The organism is Microbacterium invictum (assembly GCF_014197265.1).
Taxonomy (GTDB): Bacteria; Actinomycetota; Actinomycetes; order Actinomycetales; family Microbacteriaceae; genus Microbacterium; species Microbacterium invictum.
In genome coordinates, this window is sequence record NZ_JACIFH010000001.1 from 1,783,216 (window position 1) to 1,795,487 (window position 12,272).

A 12,272-nucleotide genomic window follows, 5' to 3' on the forward strand; every position below is an offset into this window, starting at 1 on the left:
TCGCGGCGGCGAGCAGCAGATGCTGATGGATGCCGGGGCGCGCGGCCCCGGCATCCATTCACACGAGGGACTCGCGCCAGGCTGCGTGCAGCTGGGCGAACTTGCCCGTGCCGGCGATGAGGTTGTGCGGGGTGTCGTCCTCGATGATCCGGCCGTGCTCCATCACCAGCACCCGGTCGGCGATCGCCACGGTCGACAGCCGGTGCGCGATGATGAGCGCGGTCCGGTCGGCCAGCAGCGTCTGCAGAGCATCCTGGATCTGCCGCTCGCTGGGCATGTCCAGCGACGCGGTCGCCTCGTCGAGGATGAGCACCGCGGGGTCGGCCAGGAACGCGCGCGCGAACGAGATCAGCTGACGCTGACCGGCCGACACGCGACCGCCGCGCTTGTTCACGTCGGTGCTGTATCCGTCGGGCAGCGCCTCGATGAACTCGTGAGCGCCGACCGCGCGGGCCGCGGCCTCGATCTCGTCGAGCGTCGCCTCGGGCTTGCCGAGCGCGATGTTGTCGGCGACCGTTCCGCTGAACAGGTACGCCTCCTGGGTGACCATCACGATCGCGCGGCGCAGGTCCTTCGGGTGCAGCGACCGCAGGTCGACCCCGTCGAGGCTGACCGTGCCGGCCGACGGGTCGTAGAACCGCGAGACGAGCTTGGCCAGCGTCGATTTGCCCGCGCCGGTGGTGCCCACCAGGGCGATCGTCTGACCGGCCGGGATGTCGAGCGAGAAGTCGGGCAGGATCATCCGGTCGCCCGAGTACCCGAACTCGACATCGCGGAACTCGACGTGGCCCTTCGAGGTCCACAGGTCCACCGGCTCGTCGGGGTCGGGCACCGTGGGCGACTCTTCGAGCACGCCCGACACCTTCTCGAGCGCCGCGTTGGCCGACTGGTACGAGTTGAGGAACATCGCGACCTCTTCGAGCGGACCGAAGAAGTTACGCACATACAGCACGGCCGCCAGCAGGGCGCCGATCATGAACGTCCCGTCCACCACGCGCAGCGCGCCCCAGAGCAGCACGACCGCCATCGTGATGTTGGCGAGGAGAATCAGGCCGGGGTCGAGCACGCCGTAGAGCTTCACGAGCTTGAGGTTGACCTGACGGTACTCGGCCGAGATCTCGCCGAACTCCTCGTCGTTGCGCTTCTCCTTGCGGAATGCCTTGACGGCGCGGATGCCCGTCATCGTCTCGACGAACTGCACGATCAGGCGCGCGCTGACTACGCGCGAGAGCCGGAACCCCTTCTGCGACTCGTTGTAGAACCAGCGCATCAGCAGGAACAGCGGGATGCCCATGACGACCAGTACCAGGCCGCTCTGCCAATCGACCAGGAACAGCGCGACCAGGGTGAACACACCGTAGAGTGCGCCCTGGACGAGCTGGTTCAGGCCGCCGTCGAGCAGCTCGCGGATCGACTCGAGGTCACTGGTCTGCCGCGAGATGATGCGGCCCGACGTGTACTTCTCGTGGAACTCGAGGCTCAGACGCTGGGTGTGCCGGAAGATGCGGGTGCGCAGATCCATGAGCACCGCCTGCGTCAGCCGTGCCGACAGCACGACGTACCAGCCGATCAGGCCCGCGCCGGCGACACCGGTCAGCAGGTAGACGACGGTGACGCCGATCGCCGGCATCCAATCGGCGAACTCGACGGCGCGCGGCAGGGCGGTGTCGATGCCGTACGCGATCAGTGCGGGGCCGAGCACGCGCAGGGCCGTGGAGATGACGACGGTCGCCGCGGTGAGGATCAGCAGGCCGCGCAGTGGCGAGACGAGCGACCAGAGCAGTGTGAGTGAGCGGCGGCGGATCGCCTTGCTCTCGTCCTTGGTGTAGTCGCTGCGGTCTTCACCGGCGGTTCCCTGAACGCTCGAGGGGGTCACAGGTTCACCTCCATCTCTCGGTGGCGCGTATCGTCGGCCTCGAGGCTCGAGATCACGTGGCGGTAGTGGGCGCTGGAGCGCAGCAGATCGGCGTGCGTGCCGACGGCGGTCACCTTGCCGGCCTCGAGCACGGCAACCCGGTCGGCGAGCGCGACCGTCGAGGGACGGTGCGCCACGATCAGCGCCGTGGTCGTAGCGAGCACCCGGCGCAGCGCCGCCTCGACGAGCGCCTCGGTGTCGACGTCGAGCGCCGACAGCGGGTCGTCGAGCACCAGCACCGTGGGCCTGGCCGCCACGGCGCGGGCCAGCGCCAGACGCTGACGCTGTCCGCCCGACAGGCTCAGTCCCTCTTCGCCGACGGTGGTGTCGACGCCGTTCGGCAACTCGTACGCGAAGTGCGCCTGGGCGATCTCGAGCGCCTCGGTCAGCACGGCATCGGCCTCGGGGCTGTGCGGGTCGAGCTCGTCACGGCCCAGCAGCACGTTCTCGCGCACGGTCGCCGAGAACAGCGTCGCGTCCTCGAACGCCATGGAGATGTTGCGGCGCAGGTCTGAGAGGGTCAGGTCGCGCACGTCGACGCCGTCGAGCTCGACCGCGCCGTCGGTGACGTCGTACAGCCGCGTGGGCAGGGTCGTGAGCGTGGTCTTGCCCGAACCGGTCAGGCCGACCAGGGCCATCGTCTCGCCCGGGCGGAGCACGAGATCCACGCCGTCGAGCAGGTCGCGCTCGTGCGGCGCGGCATCCTGATACCGGAAGTGCACACCGCGGAACGCGAGCTCGCCGTGCGGCTCGGCGATCGTCTTCGGCTGCGCGGGGTCGACGATGTCGTTCTCTTCGTCGAGCACGTCGAAGACACGGTCGGTCGCGGTGCGCGCGTCGACGAGGAACGAGAACAGGAACCCGAGGGACTCCAGCGGCCAGCGCAGCGCGGTGGCCATCGCGAAGAAGCCCAGCAGCTGTCCGGAGCTCAGCTCACCCTGGGCAGTCAGGTAGATGCCGATCAGCAGGCACAGGGCGAATGCGATCATCGGCACGACTTCGAGCCAGAACCACAGCAGGCCGACTTCACGGGCTTTGCCGAGCTCGGTCTGACGCAGCGTCTCGACCTGACGGGCGAACTTCTGCAGCGCATGCTTGCCGCGGCCGAAGGCCTTGAGCACGCGGATGCCGTGGACGCTCTCTTCGACCGAGGTCGCCAGGTCGCCGGCCTGGTCCTGGCTCTGCCGTGCCAGCGTGCCGTACTTGCGCTCGAAGCGGTAGCCGAAGAACCACAGCGGGATCGACACCACGATGAACGTCACACCCAGGGCCCAGTGCCAGCGGAACAGCAGCACGGCGCCGATGATGATCGTCAGCACGTTGACCACGAGCAGGATCGAGCCGAACGCGAGCCAGCGGCGCAGCAGGTTGATGTCCTGCATCATGCGGCTCAGCAGCTGCCCGGACTGCCAGCGGTCGTGGAACGCGACGGGCAGGCGCTGCAGCCGGCGGTAGAACTGCTGACGGATCTCGTACTCCACACCGGTGGCCGGGGTGAGCACGAACGCGCGACGCAGGTAGACGAACAGCGCTTCGGCGACGCCGAGCGCGAGCACGCCGAGCGAGGCCCACACGATGAGCGGGACGTCGAGGTCGGCGATCGGCCCGTCGACGACCGCCTGCAGCACGAGCGGGATCATCAGCGACACGACCGCGGCGCCGAGCGCGGCGAACAGGCCGCCGATCAGGCGCCCGAACACGGGGCGTGCGAACGGGATCAGCCGGGCGAGGGCCCGGGCAGTGGAGAGGCGTTGCGGAGGAGTGGACATGATCCTTGGGGGGGGTCGTGACAGGCGAAGACAGTGAAGTGGAGGGGCGAATGCGGGCGCGACAGCGCGACGAAGCGTGACCCTGAGGGAGTGAACGGGGGAAGCGGCAGGAATATGCCGCTCAGATGCAGCGGAGCGGTACCGCCGCCTATCCCGCGTCGACCCCGCGCCCAGCGACGGCCGGGAGGGCAACGGGCTTCGTGATGACGATGGCCGTGGACATGGCTTCCTCCTGGAGTCGATGGGCAGGTGCGTCGCGCCAGGTCACCCCGGCGCGACAGCCCTCCAGCCTATGCCTGAGAGTTCGCTGAGCGCAACTTCGAATGTGCGGCCTCGTGGGCCAGCAACGACTCCTTCACCTCGAGGCCCCAGGCGAAGCCGCCGAGAGAGCCGTCGTGACGCCGCACCCGGTGGCACGGGATGAACAGCGCGGGCGCGTTGAGCGCGCAGATCGACGCCGCCGCCCGCACCGCGTTCGGCTTGCCGAGTTCGGCGGCGAACTCGGTGTAGCTGAGCGGCTCGCCGGGGGTGATGCGCCGCAGCGCCCGCCACCCCAGCTCCTGGAACGGTGTCCCCGGCTGGTGCACCGCAACGTCGTCGATCGCGGCGAGGTCGCCCGCGTAGTACGCGCGCGCGGCTTCGGCGGCGTCGACGCGGCCCTCGGCCATGTCGGCCGGCCTGTCCTTCGGATCGAGCCGCAGCACGAGGTCGTCGATCTCGCCGGTCCAGCCGCTGGCGATCACGCGCTGCTGCGCGTCGACGAGCACGGTGAACGGCCCGTCGGGCGTGTCGATGGTCTCGTAGGTGGCGGTCATGAGGACTCCTGTGCGGGTGGTGCGGGGGAACGGGGTGTCGAAGCCGCGGACGGGGGCCCGCCGGCGGCGCGCCACAGATGGGTCATGAGGTAGCTGCGCCACGGAGCGGTGCGCGCGGCCCACGCGGTGAAGGGGGCCACGTCGGAGGGCAGTCCCACCCGGCCGGCGCCGGTGCGCACCGCGACGTCACCGGGCAGCGCGACGTCGGGGTCGCCGAGCACGCGCATGCGCACGTAGTCGGCCGTCCATGGCCCGATACCGGGCATCGCGAGCAGTGCGGCACGCTGATCGGCGCCGTCGTCGCCCGACGTGAGAATCAGATCAGCGGATGCCAGGGCCGCGGCCGCACCGGTGATCGCGCGGATCCTCGCGCCCGGGCCGCGCAGCACTTCGTGTCCGTGCTCGGCGATGGCCGCCATCGTGGGGAACAGCCGGTCGAGGCCGGCGAACTCGGCGGCACCGGCGGTCCCGGCGACCCGCTCCCCCAGCGCGTCGGTCAGGCGTGCCAGGGCCGTCGTGGCCGCGGCGACCGAGATCTGCTGCCCGATCATCGCGCGGATCAGCATCTCGTGCGGGTCGGCGGCACCGGGCACGCGGATTCCGGGGGTCCGCGTGACCAGCGGCGCCAGCTCGGGCTGTGCAGCCAGTGCGGTGTCGACGGCGACCGGGTCGGCGTCGAGGTCGAACAGTCGCCGGGCGCGGCCGACGAGCACGGGCAGATCGCCCAGCGCCGTCAGTCTCGCGTGCAGGCGCAGCCGGCCACCGGCATCCATCCGCAACCCGAACCACGCCGGTCCTCCGGGCAGTCGCAACGTTCGGGCGAACGAGTCCGCGGTGACCGTCTCGACGCCCGGGACGGCGCGGGCCGCCATCCACGCGAACAGTCCCGCCGCGTCGAACGGCTCCCGGTGGGGCAGCACCAGATCGATCGCGCCGGCCAGGTCGGCGGCCGGCGTCCCGGAGTGTGCGCGGCGGCGCGCCCGCAGGTCGCCGGGTGCCAGCGCGAACACCTCGCGGACCGTGTCGTTGAACTGCCGCACACTCGTGAATCCGGCCGAGAACGCGACGTCCGCGATGGGCAGGTCGGTGCCGACCAGCAGCATTCGCGCGGTGTGCGCCCGGTGCGCACGCGCCAGGGCGAGGGGACCTGCGCCGAGCTCGGCGGTCAGCAGCCGGGTGAGGTGCCGCGGCGAGTAGCCCAGCCGCCGGGCGAGCCCGGGCACGCCCTCACGCTCGATCACGCCGTCGGTGATGAGGCGCATCGCGCGCCCGGCGGTGTCGCCGCGGAGGTTCCACTCCGGCGACCCGGGAGCAGCCTCGGGCAGGCAGCGCTTGCAGGCCCGGTAGCCGGCCTCGTGCGCGGCGGCCGACGTCGGATAGAAGGTCACGTTCGAGGGCTTCGGGGTGCGCGCCGGGCACGACGGCCGGCAGTAGATGCCGGTCGAGCGGACCGCCGTGACGAACTGGCCGTCGAAGCGGACGTCGCGCGCGTCGATCGCGCGGTACCGCTCGTCGAAGGTCATCGTCATGCTCACGGCATCCACTCTCGCACGATCCCCCGACGCGCACTCGCGGAAATCGGACATCACCGTGGATACCGCGCCTGCCCCCGGACGACAGATCGGAGGTAGCGTCTCGACATGGACGAGCGCGAGTACGACCTCATCGTCATAGGAGCAGGTCCCGTGGGCGAGAACGTCGCCGACCGGGCCGTGCAGGGCGGGTTGACGGCGGTGATCGTCGAATCCGAGCTCGTCGGCGGCGAATGCTCGTACTGGGCGTGCGTGCCGTCCAAGACGCTGCTGCGCGCCGGTGCCGCGCTGCAGTCGGCGCGCGACGTGCCCGGCGCGCGGGAGGCGATCAGCGGCGATCTCGACGTCGCCGCAGTGCTGCGCCGCCGCGACGAGATGACCAGCCACTGGCGCGACGACGGACAGGTCGCGTGGCTCGACAGCGCCGGCATCGACCTTGTCCGCGGGCACGGTCGCCTCGACGGGCCGCGCCGCGTCATCGTCGAGACGATGGATGCCGGCACCGTCACCCTCACCGCGCGTCATGCGGTCGCGGTGTGCACCGGGTCGGCGGCACTGATGCCGGGCATCCCGGGCCTGCGCGACATCGAGCCGTGGACCAGCCGGGAGGCCACCAGCGTCCAAGAGGTTCCGGCATCGCTCGCGATCGTCGGGGGCGGAGTGGTCGCCGTGGAGATGGCGACCGCGTTCGCCTCGCTGCGCACCGAGGTCACGATGATCGTCCGGCACGGGCTGCTGGGCGGTTTCGAGACGTTCGCGGGTGACGCCGTCGGCGATGCGCTGCGCGCCGCGGGTGTGCGGATCCGGGAAGGCAGCGAAGTGGCATCCGCTCGCCGTTCCGGCACGGAGACGACCCTTGCCCTGACCGACGGCTCCGAGGTCACCGTCGCGAAGGTGCTCGTCGCGACCGGGCGCGTGCCGCGCACGGCGGACGTCGGGATCGAGACGGTCGGACTGACGCCGGGCAACTGGCTCGACGTCGACGACACGATGCAGGTGACCGGCATCGACGGCCTGTACGCCGTGGGCGATGTGAACCACCGGGCGCTGCTGACCCACCAGGGCAAGTATCAGGCGCGCGCGGCCGGCGACGTGATCGCGGCGCGAGCCCTGAGCGGGCCGGTGGATGCCGGTGACTGGGGCACGCATGCCGCGACGGCCGATCACGCGGCAGTCCCCCAGGTGGTGTTCACCGACCCCGAGGTGGCTGCCGTCGGGCTGACGGCCGCTGAGGCCGAGGACCGCGGCATCCGCACCCGCGTGCTCGATGTCGACCTGTCGAGCCTCGCGGGCGCATCCACGCGGGCGAGCGACTACCGCGGCCGGGCGCGGGCGATCGTCGACACGGACCGCGAGGTGCTGGTGGGGGCGACGCTGGTGGGACCCGACGTGGCGGAGCTGCTGCAGGCGGCCACGATCGCGGTCGTGGGCGAAGTGCCGCTGGTCCGCCTGTGGCACGCGGTGCCGGCGTACCCGACGCTCAGCGAGGTCTGGCTGCGCTGGCTCGAGGCCTACGGTCGGCCGGAAGCCTGATCACGCCGTAGCGGCGACGGCGGGCTTCCACGCCACGGTCGACACACACAGGTCGAACAGGGCCCTCATGAGCACGAAGGGCCGGTCGTCGGCGGGCGCATCGACCGGGCGGACGATCGTGGCCGTCAGCTGCAGGGCGCGCTTGTGGTCCGATCCGGGCACCGGTGTCAGGTAGACGACGTTCGTCTGGCGGAACTCGCCGTCGTCCATCTTCTGCGTCGTCTCGCGCTCGAACCGCAGGAAGCGCTTGTCGCCGAGCAGCGGGGTGGCGCCGGCTTCGCGGATCAGCGAGCGGATCAGCGGATCGAGGTTCTCCCCCGGCACCGGCGCGTGCCGCAGCGAGGCCACCAGCGATGCGGGCAGTGCGAGCGCGTCGTCATCACCGGTCTCGGGGGTGAAGAAGGCGATGACCGACTCCTTGGCCATCTTGTCGAAAGCGTCGTCGACGAGCGGCTGCACCCGAGCGAGCAGGTCGGGGCGGTGCGCCCGCATGAGACGGTCACGCATCGCGGCGCGCAGCTCCTCCCGCTGTGCACTGTTCGCGTCGCGCCGCACCCAGCCGGTGGGCAGCGTGATCTCGAACAGCGGGTCGGGGGTGCCGCCCAGCTGCTCGCGCAGCGACAGCCGTTCGGGCTGCGGATTCAGGTCGTCGGGGCCGGGCTTCGCATCGTTCACGGTGGTCCTCTCGTCAGTCGCTCACGCGGGACTCGCCGTCGAGCAGATACAGGGTCCCGAGCTCTCGGGCATGTGCGCGGTCATGCTGCTCGGCGCCGAGCAGGCCGCGTTCGAGCAGCACGTCCAGCGCGGCGTTGCGGTCGGCGAGGATCGCGTTCCGCTCGTCGTAGGACAACGCGGCGACCTGTTCGCGCACCGTGGTCCGGGTGAGCGCCGCCGACGCCCGGTCGGGCGGCGCGTCGTCTTCTTCTTCGGCGGGGCGCACGCGGAAGCGGATCAGCACGGCGACGACGGTGAACACCGCGATGACCGCGCAGGCGATGACGATGCCGTGCCAGAATTCCCACCCGATGACGCCCTGCTCTTGGGAGATCGACGGCATGGTCCAGCTCGACGACACCGCGCACAGGGCCGCGATGATCGCGAAGACGAGCAGCAGCGGCGACCAGCGCGCACCGCCGATGGCCCAGACGATGAGGGCGACCACCAGCGCGACGGCGGCGATCGCGTAGCAGACGCCCGCGATAGGCACGGACCGCTCGGCGGGCATGACCCAGAACTGGAAGCGGTCGCCGATGAGCACGGCGTACCCGGCGATCGGCGCCAGCCCCGCGACGACCATGAGCAGGCCGAGCACGAACCGCCCCGCCCGCCGGCCGGAGCTCGGCTTCGGTGCGCCGACGGTGCCGGCGAGTGCCGCACCGTCGGCGCCGAAGTGCCGGTAGACGTCGGGGTGGTCCTGGAAGGCGACCGACTCGAGTCGCGCGAGAGACAGCGGTGCGGCCAGCGAGTGCTCTTCGGCCCACGCCTGGGCGCTGTCGTGGCGGAAGCTCATCGTGCAGGCAGGCTATCAGCCCAGCTCGCGTCCTCGATGAAGCCGGCCGGCGCCCGGGCGACGACGGGACGCCCATCGGGGGCGGTGAAGGTGAGTGTCTGCACGAACGCGTGGAACTGAGCGATGAGCAGGGTCAGCAGTTCGCCGATCGTGGGCTGGAAGGTGACGACGACCGCCGCTTCCGGAGTGATGAAGCTGATCTGGATGCCGACCAGGGTGATGCCGGTGGGCTCATCGTGGACCTGCTGCACGGTCTGCACGCCGACGCCGAGCCCCTCGGCTTCGTAGAGGATCCCCTCACGCGGACCGCCGCCGGCCGGCGGCGCGCCGAAGGCGGCGTCGACGTGGGCGACCAGCGTCGCCGGCACCGGCCACAGCTGGAAGGCCAGCGCGGCGTCGGCCGGACGGGCGGCCAGGCCCGCCCGCAGGATCTCCTCGACGACAACGGACTGCTCGGGGTTCCCGTGCTCGGCCCACGCGACGCGCAGCTCCTCCGCGCGGTCGCGGACCCACGCCTCGGGATCGTCGACCCGGGCGGGCAGCCCGAGCCACCCGGGCGCGTCGGTGTGGGCGTCGAGGCGCCACATCCCCTCGCCCCAGCCGGCCGGCGGCGCGGTCGGCACCGACGGCGCGGAGACCGCCTGCGAGGTCACAGGAACGCTCCGACCCACGGGGCCTGACTGCTGGGACCACGGTCGGCGTTGCCGGTCCACTTGGCGATCTTGTCACCGATGCCCCACGCACCCGACACGAGCATGTAGGCGCCCTCCCACGCGGCGGCACCCCAGTTCGAGCGCGCCCACTGACCGCTGGCACCGCCGATGGACTCGGCAAGGTTGCTCAGGCTCGTGGTGTCGCGGCCGAACATGAAGCGGGTGAGGACGTCGCCGATGCTGCGGTTGTTCATGTTGATGACGTTCCACGCGCCGTTGGCGAGATTCGGCGAGAAGTTGAGGATCGTCCGCATCTGGCCGAGCTGCCCGGCCGCCGCCGACCACGACGAGGGGCGGAACGCGGTGAACATGTCGCCTGCGAAGTCGACGAGACCGGCCTTGCCCTGGAAGAGCTTGCCGAGCTTGCCGAACGGGACCACCCCGATGATGGCGATGATCAGCTTGTCCATCCCTGCGTCGTCGCGCAGCACCTGGTATGCGGTCAGCAGCAGGGTGGCCACGCCGATCACGGCGCCGATGAGGGCGAACAGCGGGCCGCCGATGATGATGCCGGCGATCGCGACGATGAGACCGACCCAGCCGAGCACCTCGAGCACCACCGAGACGACGCCGTCGAGGTTGTCCCAGAAGCTGTCCTTGATCGATCCGTCGAGCACATCGCCGATGCCGCGCACGGCGGTGTCGAACGCGTCCGACCAGTCGTCGTAGAGGTTGTCGAAGGCACGCGCGTCGGCCTGCCAGTCCTCATAGAGGTCTTGCCGGGCTTCGTCCTCCGCGGCTGCCTGCTCGGCTTCGTCCGGGTCGGTCGGCGGGAACGGACGGCCGTTGCGGTTGCCGGGAGCACCGCTGTATACGGTCCAGGACTCGTGGCAGTTGTCCACCACGACCCGGATGCGCGGCTGCAGGTCTTCGACGGCGTCCCCGTAGGCGATGAGCACCGGCCCGGTCGGCTCGTACATGTTGCCCGCCCGCCGCAGTTCGGCGTAGGTCTCGCCGACGATCTCGCGGATCTTGTCGATCGCCTTGCCCTTCTGGCCGTCCTCACCGGTGACGAGCTCTTCCAGGACGTCGGCGCTGCCGGTCATCTGCCGGCCGATCGACCGGATGCGCCGGCCATGGGTCTTGATCTCCGACGCGTTGCCGTCGAGATACTCGATCTCACGCCCGCGGGGCGAGTGCTCCATCCACATGTCTGCGTCTGCTTTCGTCGTCAGGCCGGGGTCGGCCGCGTCGCGTCGCTCAAGCCCGACGCGTCGATGTCCATCTGGGAGGCCGTCTCGGTGTCCCAGCCGCTGAACCCTTCGAGCACGCCGACGACGTGCTCGTGGATCTTGGTGATATCGCGCACCAGATCGCCTCGCCGGTCGTTCCACCGGCCCTCGAAGTCGCCGACCTTGTCGCGCAGGCTGCTGTGATCGAACGGCCGGCCGACCGCGTCCTGGAGCGCGTCGGCGAGTCCGCCCGCGTCCTCGAGCTCGTCGATGATGCGGCCCAGCCGGTTGCTCGTGCGCTCCAGAACCGAGTAGTTGACCCAGACGACGTCGGTCATGGCGATCCTCCTGGCTTCGAACTGGTCCGTCGCCCGGTCGGGCTGACATCACGAACCTAACGAACCCGGGCGCAGCGCCGCGATGGGGAGCACTCCCCATGCGGCCTCCCGCGCGTATCGCGGGCACGCGAAAGGGCGGGCCCGATGCGGACCCGCCCCTCGAAGTGCGTTCGTGCGGCTCAGCCGCCGGCGAGCTGCTGATCCAGATCCTGGATCGCGCGCATCATGCCCAGCAGAGCCTCGGACATGTCGTTGATGCCGTCCGTGGCGTTCTTCAGACCCGTGGTCAGCTCCTCGTAACCGTCACCGAACTTGCCCGACGCGTGCTGCGTCTTGAAGTCCTCACCCAGCAGCGTGTCCACCTGGCTCTTCAGCGTGTCCAGCTGACCCTGAATGTCGTCACGAGCCTGCGACAGCGACGAGGCCACCTGCTCCATCTCCGAATACGATGCTCCGAAATCAGCCATCGTCAACTCCCTCAGTCAAAATTCCCGACCCACTCCGGGCCGACACCACGAACCTAACAACCCCCGCCCGACACCGTCGATGGGGAGCACTCCCCATGCCGCCTCCCGCGCGTATCGCGGGCACGCGAAAGGGCGGGCCCGATGCGGACCCGCCCCTCGAAGTGCGTTCGTGCGGCTCAGCCGCCGGCGAGCTGCTGATCCAGATCCTGGATCGCGCGCATCATGCCCAGCAGAGCCTCGGACATGTCGTTGATGCCGTCCGTGGCGTTCTTCAGACCCGTGGTCAGCTCCTCGTAACCGTCACCGAACTTGCCCGACGCGTGCTGCGTCTTGAAGTCCTCACCCAGCAGCGTGTCCACCTGGCTCTTCAGCGTGTCCAGCTGACCCTGAATGTCGTCACGAGCCTGCGACAGCGACGAGGCCACCTGCTCCATCTCCGAATACGATGCTCCGAAATCAGCCATCGTCAACTCCCTCAGTCAAAATTCCCGACCCACTCCGGGCCGAC

Annotated in this window: 12 protein-coding genes; 1 reads left to right on the plus strand and 11 read right to left on the minus strand. The window is 70.3% G+C overall.

Annotated elements, in window-relative coordinates:
- Positions 1 to 58 precede the first annotated feature (58 nt).
- The 4 genes from BKA10_RS08540 to BKA10_RS08555 all read right to left on the minus strand — a co-directional run bounded on the left by BKA10_RS08540 (position 59) and on the right by BKA10_RS08555 (position 6,028).
- The gene (locus BKA10_RS08540; RefSeq protein WP_183499504.1) at positions 59 to 1,876 is read right to left on the minus strand and encodes an ABC transporter transmembrane domain-containing protein; all 1,818 of its coding nucleotides are present in this window, start codon (positions 1,874 to 1,876) and stop codon (positions 59 to 61) included.
- The gene (locus BKA10_RS08545; RefSeq protein ID WP_183499505.1) at positions 1,873 to 3,684 is read right to left on the minus strand and encodes an ABC transporter ATP-binding protein; all 1,812 of its coding nucleotides are present in this window, start codon (positions 3,682 to 3,684) and stop codon (positions 1,873 to 1,875) included. Before BKA10_RS08545 ends, BKA10_RS08540 begins: the two co-directional genes overlap by 4 nt.
- 290 nt (positions 3,685 to 3,974) lie before the next feature.
- On the minus strand, positions 3,975 to 4,499 hold the full coding sequence (locus BKA10_RS08550; protein ID WP_183499506.1) for a methylated-DNA--[protein]-cysteine S-methyltransferase: 525 nt from the start codon (positions 4,497 to 4,499) through the stop codon (positions 3,975 to 3,977).
- Positions 4,496 to 6,028 (minus strand): AlkA N-terminal domain-containing protein, encoded by a 1,533-nt coding sequence (locus BKA10_RS08555; protein WP_183501124.1) that lies wholly within the window; start codon positions 6,026 to 6,028, stop codon positions 4,496 to 4,498. The genes BKA10_RS08550 and BKA10_RS08555 overlap by 4 nt, the downstream gene beginning before the upstream one ends.
- Before the next feature lie 111 nt (positions 6,029 to 6,139).
- On the opposite strand from BKA10_RS08555, the gene BKA10_RS08560 reads away from it, so the two are divergent.
- Positions 6,140 to 7,564 carry a dihydrolipoyl dehydrogenase family protein gene (locus tag BKA10_RS08560; protein WP_183499507.1) on the plus strand — a complete coding sequence of 475 codons (1,425 nt, stop codon included), beginning with the start codon at positions 6,140 to 6,142 and terminating at the stop codon, positions 7,562 to 7,564.
- Here BKA10_RS08560 and BKA10_RS08565 read toward each other — a convergent pair whose 3' ends face one another.
- The 7 genes from BKA10_RS08565 to BKA10_RS08595 form a co-directional block, all read right to left on the minus strand.
- Complete coding sequence (locus BKA10_RS08565; protein ID WP_183499508.1) at positions 7,565 to 8,239, minus strand: protein TPRXL; 675 nt, start codon at positions 8,237 to 8,239, stop codon at positions 7,565 to 7,567.
- Between the two features lie 13 nt (positions 8,240 to 8,252).
- Entirely contained in the window at positions 8,253 to 9,074 is an 822-nt protein-coding gene (locus BKA10_RS08570) for a hypothetical protein (RefSeq protein WP_183499509.1), read from the minus strand.
- On the minus strand, positions 9,071 to 9,727 hold the full coding sequence (locus tag BKA10_RS08575) for a hypothetical protein (protein ID WP_183499510.1): 657 nt from the start codon (positions 9,725 to 9,727) through the stop codon (positions 9,071 to 9,073). Before BKA10_RS08575 ends, BKA10_RS08570 begins: the two co-directional genes overlap by 4 nt.
- Positions 9,724 to 10,932 (minus strand): hypothetical protein, encoded by a 1,209-nt coding sequence (locus tag BKA10_RS08580; protein ID WP_183499511.1) that lies wholly within the window; start codon positions 10,930 to 10,932, stop codon positions 9,724 to 9,726. Before BKA10_RS08580 ends, BKA10_RS08575 begins: the two co-directional genes overlap by 4 nt.
- 26 nt (positions 10,933 to 10,958) lie before the next feature.
- The gene (locus BKA10_RS08585; RefSeq protein WP_183499512.1) at positions 10,959 to 11,297 is read right to left on the minus strand and encodes a flagellar protein FlgN; all 339 of its coding nucleotides are present in this window, start codon (positions 11,295 to 11,297) and stop codon (positions 10,959 to 10,961) included.
- A gap of 179 nt (positions 11,298 to 11,476) precedes the next feature.
- Positions 11,477 to 11,764 carry a WXG100 family type VII secretion target gene (locus BKA10_RS08590; RefSeq protein WP_183499513.1) on the minus strand — a complete coding sequence of 96 codons (288 nt, stop codon included), beginning with the start codon at positions 11,762 to 11,764 and terminating at the stop codon, positions 11,477 to 11,479.
- A 176-nt stretch (positions 11,765 to 11,940) separates the two neighbouring features.
- Complete coding sequence (locus BKA10_RS08595; RefSeq protein ID WP_183499513.1) at positions 11,941 to 12,228, minus strand: WXG100 family type VII secretion target; 288 nt, start codon at positions 12,226 to 12,228, stop codon at positions 11,941 to 11,943.
- Positions 12,229 to 12,272: the final 44 nt, after the last annotated feature.